Source organism: Streptomyces sp. NBC_01267, assembly GCF_036241575.1.
Lineage (GTDB): Bacteria > Actinomycetota > Actinomycetes > Streptomycetales > Streptomycetaceae > Streptomyces.
The window spans coordinates 114812-134313 of sequence record NZ_CP108455.1; the positions used below are offsets into that span (position 1 = coordinate 114812).

Below are 19502 nucleotides of genomic sequence, written 5' to 3' on the forward strand. Positions count from 1 at the left end.
AGCCGGGCTGTCTTCCCGCCATGGAGCCGCTGACGTTCGACTACGAGAACCTGCATCTGCGCGTGGACCAGGGGGTGTTCGAACTGTTCACCATGGGCAGATCCGAGCTCCGGGTGCCGCTGCGGTGGCTCGGGGCACTGGTGCACTACAAGAAGCCCGCCCGGCCCGGCCAGTTGTTCATCGGCACCGTACGCGATCCGAGCGCCGTGCTCTACGGCACCGAGCAGGCCGCCTTCTGGTACAGCACCTCGCCCGCGTTCCGGGTACTGCCCGGCGACGAGCCGTTGTTTCGCGCGTACTTCACCGAGGTGGCCGCGCTCGCCGACCGGAGGGTGGTCTGAGATGGAAGCGGCGGAGCCGAAGGTCTTCCAGCACGACCGTCTGTACATCCAGGTCGACCGGGGATCGGCGAGGTCTTCCGGCGCACCAACGTCATCGGGCCGTACCGCTACCCGCTGGCCTGGGTGACGGTGTACGCCGAGACACGTCGAGGGGGCCGGACCCGGCTGTGCTTCGGTACCGCCGAGGACCTGGGCGAACCGGTCTACGGGAGCGTGCCGGGCGCCGGACCGGTGTTCTTCCGGCACGAGATCCCGACCGCATACGAGCCCCTCTACCGCGCCTTCTTCACCGAGCTCGCCCATCTGGCCGACCGCCCGATCGCCTCGTAGAGTCGAAGCCGGGCAGTCAACAGCTATGGCCCTGGCTCCGGCTGCCCCAAGCACCGGCTCCCCCGTCCCGGCCCGCACAGCAACGCCGCCCCGGTGGCACCGGGAACACGACGGCTCAGCTCGACGTAGGCAGAGCCCCAGTAGGCGGACGACTGGCAGGTCCGCCAGCTGCGGCGCGTACGCGAACCCCGCCAGGGTGAGCAGGCCGCCCTGTAGCTCGGCCCGGTCACGTCAGCAACGACACGTATTCGGACCAGTTCTCGCCGACGAGCGTGGCCCAGCGTTCGGCTGTCTTGGGGTGGATGCCGAGCAGGTCAGCGATGACCATGGGCGGCAGGTCGGCCAGGGAGTCCATCATGGCGGTGTTCCGAGCTGCGCGGGCGGGCAGACCGTGGTGTCTCAGTGTGTCGGCGAGGCCGAGGGGGTTGCGCGGGCGTCCAGGGCTTTGTCCGGGCAAGAGGTACCTTCGACCAGCCGTGGTGCTATGCCGGGGCGTGCCGTGGCGGAGCTGATCGTCGATCAGACGAGCGAGCTTCGGCGGGAGCACGAAGGGGTGCTGATTGACCGCCAAGTAGGTGTGCTTTTTGTCGCGACTGATGTGGTCCTCGGTGAGCTCGACGATGCGGGCCAGGGGAAGCGCGTAGAGACGGACGAGAGCGGCCGCGACGCGGACGTCCAAGGGCAACGCGGTGTCATTCAAGCAGCGCAACAGCTCGTCGCGGGCCACGTCCTCGGCTTGGAAGTGGCCGGGAAGTTGCGAGGCTGGGCGATCGATGACCAGACCGGGCGGGCAGAGGCGTCGTGCAGTGCTCCAGCGGAGGAAAGGGATGGAACGGGAGCGCAGAGTTGGCCTGTCGTTCGCCCAGGTGTCCAGATGCGGCTGCTGGAGTCGACGGAGGCACAGGTGCTGGGAGTCGAGCCAGTTCAGGAAGTCGATGGCGGCGGCCACGTTGCCGCAGTCGCCTTTGTGCGCGGCGTAGGTGTAGCAGCCTCGGGTTGAGCGTCGGCGGGCGTCGCGGATGATGCCGGCAGCCTCCCGCAGCATTCCGGGGCTCCGGGGGCGGGCCGTCCGCACCCGCAGCGGGGCCGGAGCCCTCAGGGCTGCTGCGGGTCGTTGGCGCTGCGGCCGTAGCGGGCGAGCATCGTCGTGACCGCGTCCTCGACGGCGCGGCCGACGTCGGCAGGTGCAGGGCTCCAGTCGGCGAGCAGCATCCGCGGCCACAGGACGTAGTTGGCGATCATGCCGAGGAACTGGTTGGTGGCGCTCTCCGCGTCGGGTACCACCGCAGTGCCCGCGGCGTGCTGGGCCTCCAGGTAGTGCTGGACGGAGATGAAGTAGGGCAGCTTGCCCAGCTCGAACTGAGCTCGTCCCAGCTCCGGGAAACGCGGCAGTTCGGCGATGACGATGCGGAAGAGGGCCGCCATCGCGGGCCGGCCGATCAGGTCGGCGTACTGGCGGCCGATGGCGCTCAGGCCGGCGCGCAGGTCACCGGGCTGCGTCGTGGGGGCCGCCGGGTCTGGCCCGCCCTTCCAGTACTCGGTGACGATGGCCTCGAAGAGTGCCGCCTTGGTGGGGAACTGTTTGAACAGCGTGGACTTCGAGACGACCGCTTCCTGCGCGATCTTCGCCAGCGATGTCCCGTCATAGCCCCGTTCCAGGAACAGCTTCGTGGCCGCTGCGGTGATCGCCTCGCGCTTGCGCTGAGCGAGTCGTTGATGGTGCGCGGAGAGTCCTGCGGTCATGGGGCCAGTATGACTCATCCCGAGGCGAGTCACTTGACTCACCACTGTGCAGATGTTTACGTGGCCAGGGAGGCGAGTCGAGCGACTCGCATTCGGTCGGCGGGAGCACTCCCCCGCCGGCATCGTTCCGTTCCCGCAGGGAGAAGCGCTCATGGAGTCAGGCAAGATCGCATTGGTGACCGGCGGCAATCGCGGGCTGGGCCGGGCTACGGCCCAGGCGCTGGCCCGGCACGGGCTGCGCGTCATCGTGACCTACCGCGGCGACGCGCAGGAGGCCGAGGAGACGGTCAGGAACGTTCAGGAAACCGGCGCCACCGCTGCCGCGCTGCGGCTGGACGTCAGTGACGTGGCCTCCTTTCCCGCCCTCGTCTCCCACCTGGCCGCGCAGCTGGAGCGCTGGGACGCGACCCGGCTGGATGTCCTGGTCAACAATGCCGGGATCGGGCTGTTCGGGCCGTTGGAAGCGGTCACGGTCGACGACTTCGACGCGGTGATGGACACCAACGTGCGCGGCACGTTCTTCCTCATCCAGGCGCTTGCGCCCGTGCTGGCCGACGGGGGGCGGATCATCAACGTCTCCTCCTCCCTCAGCCGCCACACCAGTGCCGGTACCTCGGTCTACTCGGCCTCCAAGGCTGCGGTCGAGGTCCTCAGCCGGACCTTGGCCGTGGAGCTGGGGGCGCGCAAGATCCGCGTCAACGCCATCGCGCCGGGGCCGACCGCCACCGACTTCAACGGCGGTGCCATGCGGGACGATGCGCAGATGCGCGAGGGCTTGGGCGCGCAGACCGCGCTCGGCCGCGTCGGTGAACCGCAGGAGATCGGCGACGCGATTGCCGCGCTCGCCTCCGAGGACCTGCGATGGGTCACCGGCCAGCGGCTCGAGGTGTCCGGCGGCGCCCTGTTGTAGGCCCACACTGTGTGCCCCGCCCCTTACCTGGCAGAACCGGGTGATGCCGCGGGTGATGAACGCGACTCGGATGATGGGCAGCATGCAGACGGCCTGCATCACGGCGTACCACGGCGGGCAGACACCCGGGATCAGGTCGACGCCGATGATCGCGATCGGCATGATGACGGCGAGGGCGCTCCGCGCTCGAAGGTCCGCCGAGATCCCCGGGAAGCAGAGACGGTCATCCGGTAGATCAGCACGGCGACTACAGGCAGCAGGGCTGCCCGGACCCACATGAACGTGTTCACCATATGACCGCTGCTCGACACCACGCGGAGAAGCTGATGGAAACCGACCCTGCCCAGGCCAGGACGCTGATGCGGGAAGCGCGGGCCGGTGCCACCGCGTCACTGCCCGAGCTCCGCGAACTGGTCCAGGGAATCAACCCGCCCGTGCTGAACGATCGCGGGCTCATCGACGCCGTTCGCGCTCTTGCCCTGGACAGCCCGATCGAAGCGGCTGTCAGCGCAGACCTTCAACTCAGCCTGGACCCGCCGATCGAGTCCGCCCTGTCCTTCGCCATCGCCGAACTGCTGACCAACGCGGTCAAGCACGCCCGTGCGACCCAGGCCCGGATCTCCATCACCCAGGACGACACCGGCATCGTCATCGATGTCGAAGACAACGGCCGCGGCGGAGCCGGCCTGCGAGCCGACGGCGGACTCGCAGGGCTGCGCCGCCGCCTCGCGGTCTTCGACGGCGCCCTGGAGATCACCAGCCCGGAAGGCGGCCCGACCCGGGTGAGGATGATGGTGCCGTGCGAATCGTTGCAGCCGAAGACCTCTGCCTCCTGCGTGACGGGATGGTTCGCCTCATCGAGGCATATGGACACCAGGTGGTGGCGACCGCAGCCACCGGACCCGAGACGCTGCACGCGCTGTTGACGTGGCGGCCGGATGTTGCCGTCGTCGACGTCCGCATGCCACCGACCCAGTCGGACGAGGGCCTGCGGGCGGCTCTTGCCGCCCGCAGCGAACTGCCCGGACTACCGGTCCTCATCCTTTCCCAGTACGTCGAGCAGTTGTACGCCCGCGAACTCCTGACCGACGGCGCCGGCGGCATCGGCTACTTCCTCAAAGAGAGCGTCTTCGACGCCGATCAGTTCATCGACGCCCTGGAACGCGTCGTCGCCGGCGGGACCGCCATGGACCCGGCCGTCATCGCCAAACTACTGTCCAGCGGATCCTCGCATCGACGACTCGAACGGCTCACCGAACGCGAACACTCCGTGCTCGGCCTCATGGCCGAAGGACTGTCCAACCAGGCCATCGGCCAACGGCTCTTCCTCAGCGAAAGCGCCATCAGCAAGTACACCACCTCCCTGTTCGGCAAACTCGGCATCACCGATGACGACAACAACAACCGCCGCGTCCTTGCCGTTCTCACCTACCTGAACAACCCCTGACGCGCCTTGGCCCCACCGCAAGACGGTGTTTCATAGGTGGTCGCCTATGAAACAAACCCGGCCCGGGGAGCCTTGCGCTCGCGCTTCGGCTCTCCGGCACCAGCGCCGGGGGCGCTTGCTGTATTCCGGGAGGGCCCGCCGCACCGGCGTGGCCCGACAGGGAGAGGACTCCGGGGTAGACGAGATCGACCCGTGCGACGACGCAGCGCAGCAGTTGGCCGCAGCCAGGAACCGAACTGCTGCAGCGCACGTCTCCCGCACCATGATCTCAAGCGAGCGCCAAGAGCACGCGATTTCCACCAGGCTGGTCTCGCCGTCCGCAGTGAGTGTGGATCCGTCGAAGACCAACGACTACAACAGCTTCGCCGAGGCGTACACGGCCGCAAACGAAACCAACCTGGTCAATGCCTACTACGAGCGGCCCGCGATGCTGGCCCTCGCTGGAGACGTGGCCGGCCGGCGGATCCTCGACGCCGGCTGCGGCTCGGGGGCCCTGTTTGCCGCGCTGCGCGACCGTGGCGCCATTGTGAGTGGCTTCGACACGAGTGCCGGGATGCTGGAGCTGGCTCGGCAGCGGCTCGGCGACGGTGCGGACCTGCAGGTGGCGGACCTGGGCAGCCCGCTTCCTTACGCTGATGACACGTTCGACGATGTAGCGGCGTCCCTGGTGCTGCACTACCTGGAGGACTGGGGGCCGGCGCTGGCCGAGCTGCGACGCATACTCAGGCCCGGCGGTCGGCTGATCGCGTCTGTCGACCATCCCTTTGCCATCAACCTCATCCACCGCGAGGCCGGTCGCGAGGCCGAGTGCAACTACTTCGACACCACCAAATGGACCGTAGAGTGGACCGTGGGCGGCCAGACCGCTCTGGTGAGCAGATGGAACAGGCCGCTGCACGCGATGATCGAGGCTTTCATCGGGGCCGGTTTCCGGATAACGGTCATCAGTGAGCCGGATCCTGATCCCGCCGCCCGCGAGATGTTCCCCGAGGCCATCGCGGCCGAGCCGCGCTTCCTGTGCTTCCTGTTCTTCGTCCTGCAGGCCGAGTAGCAACCAGAACGACCTGACCGTTGGGAAGCGGTCAGCTGTTCTCGTCGTCGGCCGCTTTCTCGTCGGTGCTCGGGTCACGCAGTGGGCACAGCCCGGCCGCCGGCGTGCGGGTGAGGGCGTAGCGGCCGAGGAAGTCCAACGCGACTTCCAACGAGAACTTACCTACGACGGGCTCCGGGCCGCCGAAGCCAAGGACAAGAAGGGCGGGCACCGCCCAGCCGTCCCAGCCGACAAGACCGACACCGTCCGCACCGCCTGGCGGACCACGGTGGCCGGGTTGTGCGGGCGGCCGGTCTCCCCCAGGACCTGGAGGGTGTCGTTGTAGGTGTTGCGGAGCACGCCCGCGGTGAACTCCAGCTGGTCCGCTTCCAGGTGCGCCAGGCGTTCGACGATCGCGACGCGGTCCCGGGCCGCGTAGGCGCGCATCAGGTCGAGCGCCCGCCACGCGGCCTCGTTCATCCGGGGGTCGGTGAGGTCCTGGAAGTCCTGGGTGTTCTTCATCGTGTCCCCGTGGCCGATCGGGCGCCGGTGTCCGCCGGTGTTCGGGGGCGGGGCACGGCGGCGACCGCCCCGAGGTCGAGGTACGCGAGCCGGTGCTCACACTGCGGCATGCGCCTGCGGTGCCTGGCGAGCTGACGCACCGCCCACCGGGCATCCGCCTCGAAGCCGCTGCCCGGCTCCCAGGCCCCGTCAGGCTGACGTGTCTGGACGACGTACTCGACGGCCGTGATCGTCTCCCGCGGTGCATCCGCAGCAGGGAGAGCAGAAGGACAGCCGGTGAGCGCGTCCCAGGACTCGCGGGTGTGCTGGAGAGGATCGATCACCCCTGACAGCGGGCCCGGCCACCCGGCGCCCTCCGCTCGGCGTACCGCCTCAGCCAGGCTGCTGGCGAAGCGGTTGATCAGCAGACGAGACCCGTAGCTGTCACCGAGCACGAGCAGCAACTACTCGTACGGGCCAGGGCGCTCCGCCGCCGGGGCGCCGCTCATGTCTGTTCCCCCATCGTCGTACAGCTCGCCATCCGCACCGCGCGCTCACGCGCCCTTCACGGGGCGGGCGGTCCAGTCGCACATCGAACGGTTGCGGTAGGCAAGGCGGGCGGTCCGGGTACGCACGGACCACGTCACAGTGACGAGGCCGCGGCATTCAAGGACCGCGACAGTGGCGCGGCTGATGCCGTTGTAGGCGAATTCCTCACCCTTGGCACGAATCTGACGCAGGGCTCGGTCCTGAGCGGGCGTCAACTGCTTCGACATTTAGACCTCCCCTGTCCGTCAGCTGTTTTTGTACCTACAGAATGCATTCACAATTGGACCCTGTCAACCGATCCGGGCAGATAATGCTAGTTTCTGTACCTACACAACAGAGGAGGAGAGATGGCCAGGCCAGCCACCGGCAAGACACCACTGCGGAACATCCGCGTACCCGACCAGCTCTGGGACGACGCGAAGGCGGAAGCGAAAGAGGAAGGGCGCTCGCTGACCGACGTCATCGTGGGCGACCTGCACCGCTACGTGAACCGGCGACGCCGCGAACGAGGCGCAGCAGACAGCGAGCCGCAGCGAGAGTCGGACAACCACCCCGAATAGTTCCCGCGCGCTGCACACTCCCACCGGAACCCGACGCGCAGCCCGTCAGGAAAGCGACGTGGGATTCCGCGGGGACGGGACCGCTCGCAGGAGCTCCCACAGAGGGCGCTGCCCGCCCGCCCAGGCGGACAGGGTCTGGCGGTCCACCAGGTGCAGGCGCTGGGACCGGGCGAACTCCTGGGCGGGCCGGGAGAAGCGGCCGTTGGTGACCAGCACGACTACGTCGCCCCGGTGAACGGGACGGCCGGTGCCGTTGAGGACGTGAAGGTCCGGAGTCCCCACCGCGGCCCCGGCAATCCCCGCCTTACGGTGCTTGCACTGCAACACCCAGCGGCGACCGAAGGGATCGGTCGCCTTCACGTCAGCGCCGTTGTCCCCCGCTCCCACCTGAACCGCGCCAGAACAGCCATCGCGGAACATCAAGTCACGCACCGCGTACTCGAACTCACGGTGATGCAGCCGGTCCAGGTGCTCCACCGAGTAGCGCAGCGCCTGGACAGCCTCCCGCCCCTGGCGGAACCGCGCGTTGCGGCAGAAGTGCCACAGCACACCCCCCACAGCCGCGGCAGCAAGAACGGTGGGCACGATCCACGGATTCGCGGCGATCTAGGCACTGTTTCTCGGATCATGTTCGGAGCCAGATGACGAGGGCTGCGAGTGTGACGGTGCCGAGGTAGATGTAGGCGCGTTTCTCGTAGCGGGTGGCGACGGCGCGGAAGCCTTTCAGACGGTTGATTGCGCGTTCGACGGTGTTGCGTTTCTTGTATCGCTCGCTGTCGAAACCGGTGGGACGGCCGCCTCGGGAACCGCGATTCTTGCGGTGTCTCTGCTGGTCGAGGCGTTCGGGGATGGTGTGCCGGATTCCGCGTCGTCGCAGGTAACGCCGGGTTTTCCGAGAGGTGTAGGCCTTGTCCGCGAGGACATGGTCGGGCCGGGTCCGGGGCCGGCCGACTCCGGTTCGGGGCACGGAGACCTGCTCCAGTACTCGCTCGAACTGGGGGCCGTCACCGTAGTGTCCGGGTGTCAGGACGAGGGCGAGTGGCCGGCATCGCCCATCGGCGGCAAGGTGGATTTTGGTGGTGAATCCGCCGCGGGAACGTCCCAGACACTCGCCGATCTGACCACTTCCTCCAGCCGGACTGCCAGTTTCCTCAACACCGGATCGACCTGGTTCGTCCCCCCAGCGATCCCCCTTTGAGGGACCGCGACCGCCGGCGCCTTCCTCGCGCCAGCGGCGTGCTGGTGGGCCCGCACAACTGTCGAGTCCACCGACACATCCCAGTCGATCCCGCCCACCGCGTCCTCGGCCGACTGGATGCGGGACAGCAGCATCGCCCATGTCCCATCCGCTGACCAGCGGCGATGTCGTTTATAGACCGTCTCCCACGGCCCGAACCGCTCCGGCAGATCCCGCCACTGCACACCGGTCCGCACCCGGTAGAGAACCCCGTTGATCACCCGACGGTGGTCGCTCCACCGACCACCACGCGCACCACCAGGAGGTAAGAACGACCCCAGCCGATCCCACTCCGCATTCGTCAGATCCCCACGGCCCATACAGCCACCCTCGCCCCAACACCCCACCCACGTCAGGAGATCCGAGAAACAGTGCCTAGGCCAGCAGCCGCCCCGCCACCCACAGAACGACAGCAACGAGCAACAGAACCGTCGAAGCCCCCCACTGCCGCCGCTTGCGGGAACGGGCAGTTCGACGTCGCCACAGCACGACGCGAAGCCGGGCGACGGCGCGGGACAGAGCGGCGGCGCGGCCGGAGGCGGGTGGTCATCGGACAGCCCCCGCCGCGTCAGCGGCCGGAATCAGAGATACCGGAGACGAGCTGGCCCAGAAAACTCATGATCCCCTGGCCCACCGGAGTAGGAGCGATGACCAGGCCCAGGGCGAGAACGATGACGACGGTGAACTTCTCGTCGACCCTGCTACGAGCCTCGGTCCGGCGGCGCAGCCGGAAGAAAACGACGACAGCGAGCAGCAGTCCCACATTGATCGTCAGCATCCCGCCCAGCCCCCGGTCAGACCCACGCCCGGCCCGCGCACGGACGGGCTCCTCAGCCCCCTGTGTATCCCGAACCCCTCACCCACACCGCTCAGTTACCAAGTGATGGCGCAAAGTGATCTGCTGGCCTGAATGGATCAAGAACACACAGCAAGTCCCGGACCGACACCGCTCTCTCAGTCCAGTAGTCGGCAAGCTCACTGAACGGTGGCGTACCAGGTGATGTCGTCGGCGTACACGCGGTCGCCCAGCCGGGAGATGCTGATGTCCTGGGCCGGGTCGTATTTCTCCTGCTGAAGGATCCGAAGCCATTCGTGAGCCTGCTGCACGTTGAAGGCGAGCAGGTCTTCCGCGGCTTGGCGCCAACGGTCCCAGTCCTCGGCCGATCCTGTCTCCAGGCGGGCGATGTCCGTGATGCGCAAGTGGTAGTGCCTGCCGGAGTCGACCGCCAGGGGGCGAACGCTCCGCAGCTGCTCGGAATGCTGCCCGAGGAGGGCGGCGACGTCGGCCATCGGCAGCCGGCGGACGCGACGGCCAGGCGGCGGTCATCGACTACGCCCTCGCCTGACGGCCTGGACTGTCTACCGCGCCGACGGCGACGCCGAAGCCGTCCAGGCGGACCTCTTCCACGTGGGCGCCCAACCCGCGGAGTGGCTGCGGCCCTTGCTGAACCGGCCCCACGGCCTCCTGCGGTGCGAGAACATCGTCCTGTTGGGCGAAGTGCCCGGCACACCAGCCGGAGACCGCCCGCCGGTGACCACCAGCAGCAACGGCGCTGCCGCCCGCAGCAGGCTGGCCGGCGGTCTCCTGGCACAGGGCCACGTAGGCGGGGGTGCCGAGCTGCTCGTGCCACGCCTTGTCCACGGCCGGGGAGAACATCTGGGTGTGAGGGCTGGGGGCGGTACTGTTGCTTCCCCACAACTGACGGATTGGGGTGGGGTGTTGGAATACGTGGTGGCCCTGTTGGGCTTAGTTGTTGCCTCCGCCGTGGCGATTGTGATCGGGTTTGTTGTCCGCAAGACCTTGGAGCGCGACCGGGAGAAGGTGGCGTCGAGGCTGCGAGTTGCCGTGAACACCGCCTCCGAGAGCATCTCTGCAACTGGGGTGGGATCGGAACCCGTCGGCGTTCTGGAAGCGCAAGTTGAAGGCGCTGCACGAGAGCGCTCCTTGTCAGCTCAACAGCGGGTTGACGACGACCGTTTCGCCGAGCTACTCGTGCAGCGTTATGCATACGGTCTGACGCAGTCACAACGAAGCTTCATCACAAGTCAGGTTTTCTCAGCACTCGGCGGCGCTGTGCTGCTGCTCGGGGTTGGGCTTGCGATCTGGCGGGCTGAGACGCACGGCAATCTGGATGCATCCATCGTGACGACGTCTGCTGGGGTCGTGACCACAGTGATCGGGCGTCTGTTTCATCGTGAGTCGGACAAGGCTTTGAACCACATGGCGTCGGAGACGGATGGGCTTCGGGATGACATGCGCGCCGAACGGTCGACAGAGCAAGCGATCTCGCTTCTCTCCGAGGTTAACGATCCGAAGATCAAGGCGCGGCTGCAGGCCGGTCTGATCATGAGGTTCGCAGGCTCGGAGATGCCGATGGTTCACAATGATCAAGTTTCATCCTGAAATGGGTCTGTACAGCGAGTGGCTCTGTCTCATAATCGGTGGTAGCGAATAGTGAGCGTTTTCAGCGTTTGCCTCTCCAGGGTGAGGACGGCTGCGGCGATTGACGTCATGCGATTGGGGCTTACGCGGGACCGGCGGAAGATGCGCCAGGACTTCAGTCGTGCCATCCCTCGTTCGACGGGTACCCGGGCCAGTGCTTGGTTGACCGTGCGCGGAGTCGGAGACAGTTCACCGCCTGGAGGTCGTTTGCGTCCGGTGGCCACCCACTGTCCGGCTCCCTGGTAGGCCCGGTCGGCCAGGACGGGGACGCCCTGGCGTGCGCAGATCAAGATAATTCGGTGCTCGGGGACGGCGCTGACGAGGCGGTCCAGGCGCGTGTAGAGGGCTCGAACGAGGCGGGCGCGGTTCTGGGCGCAGAGGGCGGTGCGCTCCAGCGGTGCGGACAGGCGGCCGTCGGCTTCAGGGAGGACGACTTCAGCGAAGGCGCCGCGGCCGTCGTTCTTGGGCAGGGCGGCGGCGTGGCGCCGGACGTCGGCGGCCACGGCGCGGGCGTGCCCGGTGAGTTGGAGGGCGATCTGCTCGTCGTCGCGGGGTTCGAGGTCCGGGTCCGTCCATGCGAGCACGGCGGTGACGAGTGCTTCGTACGGGGCGCGGTCCAGGGGTGTTCGGCCTCGATCAGCCCGGGGGGTCGTAGAGCACGGTGTAGGTGCTGCTCGTCGGGCACCCGCCGCATCGCTGTCGTCAGGGGCCTGGATGGTCTGGGCGAGGAAGCGGGCATAGCCGCGATCAGGTCCTCAAAGCTGGGGTTGCCGTGCAGTTCACAGAGTGAGGGCCTCGTCGTGAACGGCGCGAAGGCGCTGGCGCAGTGTGGAGTTGGTGATCAGGGCGAGTGCGCGGGTGTGGTCTTCGGTAGTGGTGACGAGCAGACCACGCTGCTGTTCCAGGTAGGCGGCCAGGAAGTCGTGGGTGGGTCCGTCGGTGTCCGGGAGGATGCGGGCGGTGTAGATCATGGTGAGGGGGAAGGCCCAGCAGGCATGGAGGAAGCCGAACACTGGGCGCTTGGTCTTTCTCCACGGGGAGTAGAACCTCGTCTCGTCGCTGATCTTGCAGGCGGCTGCGGTCAGGGCGTCGTTCAGCCAGTTGTGCCCCGCCTCGTGGACGAGGTCCCGGCCCAGCACGGCGGGGTCGCCGACGTGGTCGCAGAAGACGGTGCCCGGAAGCCTGGTAATGGACCAGCTGATGAGAGGGTGCCGCCTAGGTTCTTGCGCCGCAGCAGGCAGGCGACGACGGCGTGGCCAGCCAGAAGGTTGGCGAACCCAGCCCGGGCGCCCATGGCGTACGCGACGGCCGCCAGTTCCTGCTGCTCCCCCACGGCAGCCGCAGTGTCGGGCCCCAGGAGGTAGTACGGGTCTCCGAGAGCGGCGAGCGGAGCATGCCGTCCGGGCCCGGGGAGACCACAACGCGCAGCCCCACGACAGTGGGCGTGCTCAGCGCGGAGGCGTTGGCGTCGGGGTGGGCGCGGTACCGGTCGAAGGTGGCAGTGTCCTTGGCGCGCGCGGCGGTTTCGACGCCTTCGAGGGCGTGGTGGGCCAGACAGTAGACGGTGGCCGCACCGTGCGCAGGGGCGCTGCCGGCCTTCAGGACGGTGTGGATCCGGCTGGTCCGGTCCTGGTGCAGGTCCTGGATCGGGGCGAGGACGAAATCTATGGCGGGCATGAGCACGAGAGGGGTCCTTCCGACGGGGCTGGGCCTGGGGCCGGACCTGACGGGTCCGGCCCCAGGCGGTGCTCACCGGCAGTTCACCGCCGGCGCGGTGGTGCCGCTCAGGCGTTGCTACCCGTGGCAGGCTCGGCCGCCTCGGTGGTCGTCCAGCCCTCGGCGGAGACGCTGGAGGTGTGGGCGGTGGCGCGGACGGTCTCGTCCTCGCCGCGCAACTCGCCGACGGCGTCGAGGAATTCGGTGATCCGGGGCTCGTCCAGGGTGCTCGTCCTTTCCGAACGCGGATAGTGGGCCGTGCACGTACGGGGCTCGGGGATACGGGGGCGATCGGGCAGTGGGCACCGGCCTCTCCGTCCTCACAGGGTGGTGTCGGTGACCGCGCGGTGGGGCGCGGTGGTCGGTGTGGCCGGGTGCCGCAGGCCGTCGCGCAGCTCGCCCATCTCGGGCCGGTCCTTCGGCTCGGGGACAAGGGCCGCCGACAGCAGCGGGCGCAGTGCGGCAGGTGCGGTCTCCAGGCGCGAGTGCCTGTGCCGGAGGATGTCGGCGCAGAGGTAGCGGTAGGTGAGGACCGCGAGGCTGAAGACGTCGGCGGCCGGGGTGGCCGTGCTGTAGGAGGTCGCGTACTCGGGGGGCCAGTGGACTTCGGGGCCGCGGGCGGCGGGCCCGCGGGGGGTGTCGAGGCGGCGGGCGGCGCCGAGGTCGGTGATCAGGCCGCGGTCTTCGTGGAGGAGGACGTTCTCCTGGTAGACGTCGCGGTGCACGATGCCGCGCTCATGCAGGGTGGCCAGGCCGTCGGCAACGTCGGCCAGCACCCGCAGGCCGACCGCCTGGCTGCCGCCGGCCTTGGTCAGCAGGGGGCGAAAGCTGCCGTCGGTGCAGTGGGGCATCGTGTACCAGTCGAACTGCTCGGTGCTGCCCTCCTCGATCGGCGGCACGATGTGCTCGGCGTCGGTGGCGGTGCGCGCGACGGCGATCTCGTGCCGGAAGTCCTCGCGGGTCAGGTCGCGTTCGGCCTCGGTCATCTCCGCGTACCAGTAGAAGCCGTAGGCGGCCGGCCGGGTCTCCTCGTCGAGTTCGGCCAGGACGTGGTTGCTTCTGAACCCGGCCTTGAGGACCACCGGGGCGGTGCCGTCGTGGTGGGCGAGGACCAGGGTGCTGACGCGGGTGAAGGCGAGCAGGTCGTCGATGTGCCATCCGGCGTCGCGGTCCGCCCCCTCCCCGGGCCGCCACGTCCCAACCGCGAGTTCTGGCAGCAGCACCGTGGACCTGAGCTCCACCCCAAAAATTCAGGATCGCGCTCGCCTTCCACCACGCGCGCAGCTGCGCGAGCGGGCGGGCCTTCTGCTTGGGCGGCCGGGTCTTGTGGGCGGCCATCCGCATCAGTTCCACCCGGGCCCCCTCGGAGACCGCGGGCAGGTACTTCAGCTCGCCGTCGTCGTTGACGGCGGTGACGTACTCGTGCTCCAACTCGGTGAGGCAGGCGGCGATCTGCCCGCCGCGCTTCGCGGTCCAGCCGATCAGCTCGTGCGGCACCCCAGCAATCTCCATGACGGGTCGTCGGCCCGCGGTAACGGTACGCGGCTCGGTCGCGAGCCCCAGTTCCTCACAGACCTCAGCGGCCACGACTTCGTTGTAGAGCGAGGACGCGGCGACCGTGTTCTCGAACAGGACCTCGGAATGGATCGGCCCTGTAGGCCCGCAATCAGAATGTCCCATTCCTCTGTAACGACCTGGGTCTTTCCGGCTGTCTCATCCAAGGGTCACGGCGCATCTGTCTCACGATCTTGTCCCTGCCGATGTGAGGTCTCAGGAGGGGCCTTGGACACTGGCCAGCACACTCGATGCCTTGTACCCACACTCACCTTGCATACCGGCTGATCGCTCCGGAGAACGGCTCAGTCAACGGCGTCGCGCAGCAGATCCCGCAGTTTCAGTGCCGCCGGTAGCGGGGCGGCAGGCAGCGCCACGTGTACGGTCCGGCGCAGGGCTGGGTCGGTGAGGCTGCACAGGACGAGTTCGTCGGGGACCGCCCAGGCGGCCAGCGAGGGGACCAGCGCCACCCCCAGCCCGGCGGCCACGTAGCCGAACTTCCCGGACCACTCCGCGATCCGGGTGATCTTCCTGGGGGTGAAGGCCGCCCTGGCGAAGGCGTCGGCGAGCATCGTGGGACGGTCGCCGTACGCGTTCTGGAGCCAGGCTTCGTCGCGCAGTTCACGCAGGTCGATCGTCCCGGCTCCGGCCAGGCGGTGCCCCCGTGGGAGAGCGACGAACAGCTCGTCCTCGCACAACGCGGTCGTCGTGACACCGTCGGCCGACGGCAGACCGGACGGGTAGTCGCTGACGATGGCGAGGTCCAGCACCCCGTCCGCGAGGCGCGCCATCAGCGTGTCGGTCGGGCCCTCGACCGCGACGACCTCGACATCCGGCCTGGTGTCCTGGAGTGCCCTCAGGGCGGTAGGTACCAGCGAGATGTTGGCGGTGGCGAACGCGCCGATGTGCAGCAGCCCGCCGTGGCCCGCGTGCAGCACGGCCAGTTCCCGTTCCGCCCGCGACAGCCGGTCGAGCACCTCCATGGCGTGCCGATGCACGGTACGGCCTGCGGGATTCAGCCGTACGCCCCGAGGGAGCCGTTCCAAGAGCGGCCCGCCCGTCTGCTGTTCCAGCGCGGCGATTCGCCGGGACACCGCGGACTGCGTGTAGTTGAGCCGGGCCGCCGCTTTCGTGAACGATCCGGTCTCGGCCACGGCCACGAGCAGCCGCAGCGCGTCGATCTCGAACACGTTCCTCCCTCCTCCGAGGTCCTCTCCTCCGGCCTCGCCATCTTGCCGCATGTATTCCTCAGATGCATAGATCCCATGCAATCCAGTCGCTGGTGGAATGCCTTGCCTCGCCCTAACGTCGTTCACGCGGCGGTGCTTTGAGGGGGGACAAGCACCGCCGCACTCCAACGAACTGCGAGATCCGAGGGGTAAATGTGTTGGTGCGAAAGGGAGTTGAGATGGGGCAGGACCGATGACCCGCGGGGCCGCGCTCGCGTTGCCGGCGATGCTGGCCGATCTGGAGGACCTCGTACTCTGCGAGTCCTTCTCGGCGGACCACGCGGCGGTGGCGCGCAGCGCCGAGGTGGTCGGCGCCCTGGGGGCCAGGCTGTTGGGGGCCAGGCCGGAGGTGATCGTGATCGACGGTGTGACTCATCTGCGGTGGAGCTTCGGCACTCCACGGGTCCTGTTGGTGGGACACCACGACACGGTGTGGTCCATGGGCTCGCTTCAGAACCACCCCTGGTCGGTGGCCGACGGGATCGCCCGCGGCCCCGGGGTCCTGGACATGAAGGCGGGCCTGGTGCAGATGTTCCACGCGCTGGCCTCCCTGTCCTCCCCGGAGGGGGTGTGCGTTGTGGTCAACGGGGACGAGGAAGTCGGCTCCGCGACCTCCCGGCAGCTGATCGAGGAATCCGTGCGGGGGTGCGCGGCCGCCTTGGTACTGGAGGCGTCCGCGGACGAGGAAGGCGCGCTCAAGACCGCCCGCAAGGGCACTTCGCGGTACGAGGTCGTAGTGCACGGCCGTGCCGCACACGCGGGCTTGGAACCGCAAAAGGGGGTCAACGCCGCTATCGAGGCCGCTCACCAGGTCCTGGCCGTCGCCGACCTCGCAGGCTCGATGGGCGCCACGGGAGCCACCTGCCCCGTCCTGGGGGCGCCGACCATCACGCCCACACTCCTGACGGCCGGCACCACTCTCAACACAGTGCCCGCACTGGCGAAGGTGTCGGTGGATGTGCGCGTACCGACCCTGGCGGCGCAGGACCGGATAGACAAGTTCATGCGGGGGCTCGTCGCCCGGCTACCCGGAGCCCGACTGGAGGTACTGGGCGGCAGGAGAAGGCCGCCGATGGAACCGGAGTCCTCCGCCGAACTGTTCGCCCTCGCCTCCCGAATCGCCGCGGAACTGGGCCAGGAACCGATGCGGGGGATCGCCGTCGGCGGCGCCTCGGACGGCAACTACACTGCGGCGGCGGGCTGTCCGACGCTGGACGGCCTGGGCGCCGTGGGCGGTGGCGCGCACGCGGACACCGAGTACGTCGAGATCGCCCAGATGGTCCCCCGCAGTCGTCTGCTCGCTCGACTCATTGACCACGTGACCAACTGAAGCGGCCTTGACAAGTGTCGCTCCGAAACGAAACCGAGGCCCCTGTTTGAGCGTGCCGGGTTCCCCTGGGCTTGATCCGCTTTGACGGACATTCGAGATCTGGGGTTCAGCCCCGGGAGGATGTCCATCATGGAGAGCACGGGGAAGAAGAAGCCTCGCCGCCCTCGTCGTTCGTTCACGCCCGGAGTTCAAGGCCGAGATCGTCGGTCTGTGCCGACGAGGTGACCGCTCGGTCGGGCAAGTCGCCAGAGACTCGAACTGACCGAGACCGCGGTGCGGGACTGGGTGAAGCAGGCCGAGGTCGACGCCGGGCGAGCGCAACGGGCTGACCAGCAGTGAGCGCGAGGAACTGGCCCCGTTCCCACACCCCAACCCACACCGGGAATCGATACCCGCCCGCCCGGAGGTAACCCGGCCTCTCCCTGTCCCGAGGAAGACACCTCATGCAGTTAAGCCGTCAAGCCGTGGGTTGTTAGGCCGTCCCTTTCTGATCTTGCCGAGGGTCCTTCCTCGGGCCCCAGCCAGCGCACGAGGCCGACTGACGGTGGAGGCCGGGCGGGCGGGTCACCAGAGGCCGAAGAACCGTGTCCACCAGGTGGGCCGTGCCGCGAAGTGCTCCAGCGCGCTGGGGCCCTCGTAGTCGCTCTCCAACAGTTCCTCGGGGACACTCACGTAGCCGAGGTCGGCCAGCGCCCGCTCCACGATGGCGAGGTCGCCGAGGTCCAGCGCCCCCTCCTCGTGGGCCTCGTCCGTGCCGAGGAAGGCCCCCGGCTTGTCGGCGCAGACCTCGGCGAGGGAGCCGAACTTGTTCACGCAGACCACGATCCGCGTCCCGTAGACCGTCGCGTCCGCAGGCACGTGGACACGCCCGTACTCGCTGGAGTCCTGGGTGTCCCGCTCGGACTCGCACGAGGCACCAAAGTCTGCTGCGAGCCGACGCACCAGCCTGCCGAACTTGAGGCCGACCGCCGCGCGGTCGTAGTGCAGCGGCCGTAGTGCAGCGGCCGTTCCAGTCGTTCCGGTCATCAAGTTCGCGCAGCAGGGCCAGCAGTTCTATCTCGCTCTTCGCCATCCGCACATCCTGCCGCCCGCCAGGCGAGAGCAGAGAGACAGGGCCGTCCTATTCACGCAGTAGCTGTCGCTGCTGCCTGGGGCTCTGAAGGGAAGGCGATTGCTTCACGCATGGGACGCGTGCCAGGAGGCAGTGGTGGAGCTGGCCGAGCATCCGGTTGAACAGGTGCCGCAGGGCCTGGGCATGCCAGTCCCCTGTCTCGCGTCGTCGCCGGTAGTGGGCGTTGGCGCCCTTGGAGTGGGTGAGGGTGGCGAAGGCCCACAGGTAGCCGGCGTGGTTGAGCCGGTTGTTCTTCACGAAGCGCCGTCCGACGTATTTGCGTTTGCCGGAGGCTCGGATGATCGGCGCCGCTCCCGCGTATGCCTTGAGTCCACCGGCGGTAGCGAAGCGTTTGCGGTCGTCGCCGATCTCGGCCAGGAGGCGTGCGCCGACTCCGGGACCGATACCGGGGAAACTGAGCATCACTGGTGCGTCGGGGTGGCTCCGGAAGGTCCGCTCGGCCGCCTTCGCGAGCTCGTCAACGGCCCTGCAGACCGCGTTCAGCTGAACCAGCAGCGCCTTGGCCTGGGTACCCATGGCCTCCTCCACCGTCGGCAACTGCCGGGCGGCCGACTGCCGGAACAGCGTCTGGATCCGCTCGGCGTCCTCGTCGATGCCGCGCTTGCGGCCGGCGCTGTGCATCATCACCTTGAGCCTCCAGAGCGGCAGCTCGGCGGCCATGGTCGGGGTCGGTGCCGCAGCGAGGATCTTCCGCGCGTCGGCCCGCACCAGTCCGCCCGCCTTGTGCCGCCACGCGTCCAGGGCAGCCGGGAAGTACTCGCGCAGCAGCGAGCGGAGCTGATTGGCGATCTGCTGCCGGTTCCAGACCGCGTCCTGGTGAGCGCGGGCGAGAACAGCGACGGCCTGGGCCACGTCGCTGTCATCGGCCAGCGGCCGGTGCATCGGCATGTCCGTGCGGATGATGTTCGCCAGGACCAGGGCGTCGCCGGGGTCTGACTTCTCGCGGCTCACGCCGTGCCGGTCGCGGTAGCGGGAGGCCCCCATCGGGTTGATGGCGAAGATCTGCCGGTCGCCGGTTCGCAGGGTGGCGACCAGCAGGCCGCGGCTGGTCTCGATCGCAACAGGGATCGGCCTCTCGGCGCTGTCGCCGTGCCCGGCCATCAGGTCGAGCAGGAGCTGGTAGCCGTCCAGGTCGTCGTCGATGCGGCACTTCGCCAGCAGCTTGCCGGTGTTGTCGATGATCGCGACGTCGTGGTGCCCTTCCGCCCAGTCGATCCCGCAGAACACATCCATGGATCCCGCCCCTTCGCCGGTGCTGTTCTCGAACGCGAGCACGCGGGACCGCACGGCGCACTAATTCCAGGGCTCCAAGGCCCGCCACCTCATCAGCCGTGCGCGGCACAGCCGGACCGCACGGGCGCACGCCGTGTCCAGAGCTCAAGGCTCGTGAGGAAAAACGCGTCACTGTACGACAGCTCATCCATCGAGGATCCCGAACCCGACGGGCCCG

24 protein-coding genes and 4 pseudogenes are annotated in these 19502 nt (G+C 68.4%); 10 read left to right on the forward strand and 18 right to left on the reverse strand.

What is annotated here, in order from left to right:
• The first annotated feature begins 20 nt into the window (after nt 1-20).
• Both OG709_RS00605 and OG709_RS00610 read left to right on the forward strand, forming a co-directional pair.
• Nucleotides 21-341, forward strand: coding sequence for a hypothetical protein (locus OG709_RS00605; RefSeq protein WP_250306654.1), 321 nt, complete (start codon nt 21-23; stop codon nt 339-341).
• Nucleotides 342-464: 123 nt separating this feature from the next.
• Nucleotides 465-671 (forward strand): hypothetical protein, encoded by a 207-nt coding sequence (locus OG709_RS00610; protein WP_250306655.1) that lies wholly within the window; start codon nt 465-467, stop codon nt 669-671.
• Nucleotides 672-897: 226 nt separating this feature from the next.
• On the opposite strand, the gene OG709_RS00615 is transcribed toward OG709_RS00610, so the two are convergent.
• Nucleotides 898-1716 (reverse strand): hypothetical protein, encoded by an 819-nt coding sequence (locus OG709_RS00615; protein ID WP_329164262.1) that lies wholly within the window; start codon nt 1714-1716, stop codon nt 898-900.
• A 50-nt stretch (nt 1717-1766) separates the two neighbouring features.
• Nucleotides 1767-2414 carry a TetR/AcrR family transcriptional regulator gene (locus OG709_RS00620; protein WP_266644801.1) on the reverse strand — a complete coding sequence of 216 codons (648 nt, stop codon included), beginning with the start codon at nt 2412-2414 and terminating at the stop codon, nt 1767-1769.
• A 151-nt stretch (nt 2415-2565) separates the two neighbouring features.
• Between OG709_RS00620 and OG709_RS00625 the strand changes: the two genes are divergently transcribed.
• From OG709_RS00625 to OG709_RS00640, 4 genes and pseudogenes are all read left to right on the forward strand, one after another.
• Nucleotides 2566-3324 carry an SDR family NAD(P)-dependent oxidoreductase gene (locus OG709_RS00625; protein ID WP_266644800.1) on the forward strand — a complete coding sequence of 253 codons (759 nt, stop codon included), beginning with the start codon at nt 2566-2568 and terminating at the stop codon, nt 3322-3324.
• Nucleotides 3325-3641: 317 nt separating this feature from the next.
• Nucleotides 3642-4136: pseudogene (locus OG709_RS00630) on the forward strand (sensor histidine kinase); the annotation flags it as partial.
• Complete coding sequence (locus OG709_RS00635; RefSeq protein ID WP_329164263.1) at nt 4124-4771, forward strand: response regulator transcription factor; 648 nt, start codon at nt 4124-4126, stop codon at nt 4769-4771. The pseudogene OG709_RS00630 and the gene OG709_RS00635, both read left to right, overlap by 13 nt.
• 262 nt (nt 4772-5033) lie before the next feature.
• A complete protein-coding gene (locus OG709_RS00640; protein WP_317867323.1) occupies nt 5034-5822 on the forward strand; it encodes a class I SAM-dependent methyltransferase in 789 nt (262 codons plus the stop codon).
• 162 nt (nt 5823-5984) lie between these two features.
• Here OG709_RS00640 and OG709_RS00645 read toward each other — a convergent pair whose 3' ends face one another.
• From OG709_RS00645 to OG709_RS00655, 3 genes are all read right to left on the reverse strand, one after another.
• Nucleotides 5985-6323 carry a hypothetical protein gene (locus OG709_RS00645; RefSeq protein WP_329164268.1) on the reverse strand — a complete coding sequence of 113 codons (339 nt, stop codon included), beginning with the start codon at nt 6321-6323 and terminating at the stop codon, nt 5985-5987.
• Entirely contained in the window at nt 6320-6646 is a 327-nt protein-coding gene (locus tag OG709_RS00650; RefSeq protein ID WP_329164270.1) for a hypothetical protein, read from the reverse strand. Before OG709_RS00650 ends, OG709_RS00645 begins: the two co-directional genes overlap by 4 nt.
• Nucleotides 6647-6856: 210 nt before the next feature.
• The gene (locus tag OG709_RS00655; protein WP_329164271.1) at nt 6857-7078 is read right to left on the reverse strand and encodes a hypothetical protein; all 222 of its coding nucleotides are present in this window, start codon (nt 7076-7078) and stop codon (nt 6857-6859) included.
• 120 nt (nt 7079-7198) lie between these two features.
• Here OG709_RS00655 and OG709_RS00660 point away from each other — a divergent pair, with 120 nt between their 5' ends.
• Complete coding sequence (locus tag OG709_RS00660) at nt 7199-7411, forward strand: hypothetical protein (protein ID WP_326695516.1); 213 nt, start codon at nt 7199-7201, stop codon at nt 7409-7411.
• 45 nt (nt 7412-7456) lie between these two features.
• On the opposite strand, the pseudogene OG709_RS00665 reads toward OG709_RS00660, so the two are convergent.
• The 5 genes and pseudogenes from OG709_RS00665 to OG709_RS00685 form a co-directional block, all read right to left on the reverse strand.
• Nucleotides 7457-7909, reverse strand: a pseudogene (locus tag OG709_RS00665) (restriction endonuclease); the annotation flags it as partial.
• A 127-nt stretch (nt 7910-8036) separates the two neighbouring features.
• Nucleotides 8037-8968, reverse strand: a protein-coding gene (locus OG709_RS00670) for an IS5 family transposase (RefSeq protein ID WP_405683604.1) whose coding sequence is annotated in 2 segments (ribosomal slippage) — nt 8037-8618 and nt 8621-8968 — 930 coding nt in all. Because the reading frame shifts where the segments join, the coding sequence is not laid out codon by codon here.
• A 248-nt stretch (nt 8969-9216) separates the two neighbouring features.
• A complete protein-coding gene (locus OG709_RS00675; protein WP_329164274.1) occupies nt 9217-9426 on the reverse strand; it encodes a hypothetical protein in 210 nt (69 codons plus the stop codon).
• Nucleotides 9427-9623: 197 nt separating this feature from the next.
• Nucleotides 9624-9938 (reverse strand): hypothetical protein, encoded by a 315-nt coding sequence (locus tag OG709_RS00680; RefSeq protein ID WP_329164275.1) that lies wholly within the window; start codon nt 9936-9938, stop codon nt 9624-9626.
• Between the two features lie 40 nt (nt 9939-9978).
• Nucleotides 9979-10290, reverse strand: a complete 312-nt coding sequence (locus tag OG709_RS00685) for a hypothetical protein (RefSeq protein ID WP_329164276.1) — start codon at nt 10288-10290, stop codon at nt 9979-9981.
• 75 nt (nt 10291-10365) lie between these two features.
• Here OG709_RS00685 and OG709_RS00690 point away from each other — a divergent pair, with 75 nt between their 5' ends.
• Nucleotides 10366-11052 carry a TRADD-N-associated membrane domain-containing protein gene (locus tag OG709_RS00690; RefSeq protein WP_329164278.1) on the forward strand — a complete coding sequence of 229 codons (687 nt, stop codon included), beginning with the start codon at nt 10366-10368 and terminating at the stop codon, nt 11050-11052.
• A gap of 29 nt (nt 11053-11081) precedes the next feature.
• Here OG709_RS00690 and OG709_RS00695 read toward each other — a convergent pair.
• The 3 genes and pseudogenes from OG709_RS00695 to OG709_RS00710 form a co-directional block, all read right to left on the reverse strand.
• Nucleotides 11082-11399, reverse strand: a pseudogene (locus OG709_RS00695) (transposase family protein); the annotation flags it as partial.
• A gap of 471 nt (nt 11400-11870) precedes the next feature.
• A complete protein-coding gene (locus OG709_RS00705; protein ID WP_329169025.1) occupies nt 11871-12332 on the reverse strand; it encodes an aKG-HExxH-type peptide beta-hydroxylase in 462 nt (153 codons plus the stop codon).
• Nucleotides 12307-12768: a hypothetical protein gene (locus OG709_RS00710; protein ID WP_266645183.1), complete on the reverse strand. Its 462-nt coding sequence runs from the start codon at nt 12766-12768 to the stop codon at nt 12307-12309. Before OG709_RS00710 ends, OG709_RS00705 begins: the two co-directional genes overlap by 26 nt.
• Before the next feature lie 123 nt (nt 12769-12891).
• On the opposite strand from OG709_RS00710, the gene OG709_RS00715 reads away from it, so the two are divergent.
• Nucleotides 12892-13059, forward strand: a complete 168-nt coding sequence (locus OG709_RS00715) for a hypothetical protein (RefSeq protein ID WP_266644798.1) — start codon at nt 12892-12894, stop codon at nt 13057-13059.
• 68 nt (nt 13060-13127) lie between these two features.
• Here the strand turns inward: OG709_RS00715 and OG709_RS00720 are convergent, their stop codons facing one another.
• The 3 genes and pseudogenes from OG709_RS00720 to OG709_RS00725 form a co-directional block, all read right to left on the reverse strand.
• Nucleotides 13128-14048, reverse strand: a complete 921-nt coding sequence (locus tag OG709_RS00720; protein WP_329164281.1) for a protein kinase domain-containing protein — start codon at nt 14046-14048, stop codon at nt 13128-13130.
• A 28-nt stretch (nt 14049-14076) separates the two neighbouring features.
• A pseudogene (locus tag OG709_RS35980) lies at nt 14077-14487 on the reverse strand (relaxase domain-containing protein); the annotation flags it as partial.
• 179 nt (nt 14488-14666) lie between these two features.
• Complete coding sequence (locus OG709_RS00725; RefSeq protein ID WP_250305108.1) at nt 14667-15551, reverse strand: LysR family transcriptional regulator; 885 nt, start codon at nt 15549-15551, stop codon at nt 14667-14669.
• 232 nt (nt 15552-15783) lie between these two features.
• Between OG709_RS00725 and OG709_RS00730 the strand changes: the two genes are divergently transcribed.
• On the forward strand, nt 15784-16920 hold the full coding sequence (locus OG709_RS00730; protein ID WP_329164284.1) for a M20 family metallopeptidase: 1137 nt from the start codon (nt 15784-15786) through the stop codon (nt 16918-16920).
• 564 nt (nt 16921-17484) lie between these two features.
• Here the strand turns inward: OG709_RS00730 and OG709_RS00735 are convergent.
• Both OG709_RS00735 and OG709_RS00740 read right to left on the reverse strand, forming a co-directional pair.
• Entirely contained in the window at nt 17485-17946 is a 462-nt protein-coding gene (locus OG709_RS00735) for a hypothetical protein (RefSeq protein ID WP_250305106.1), read from the reverse strand.
• Between the two features lie 94 nt (nt 17947-18040).
• Nucleotides 18041-19285 carry an IS110 family transposase gene (locus OG709_RS00740; RefSeq protein WP_250305105.1) on the reverse strand — a complete coding sequence of 415 codons (1245 nt, stop codon included), beginning with the start codon at nt 19283-19285 and terminating at the stop codon, nt 18041-18043.
• Nucleotides 19286-19502: the final 217 nt, after the last annotated feature.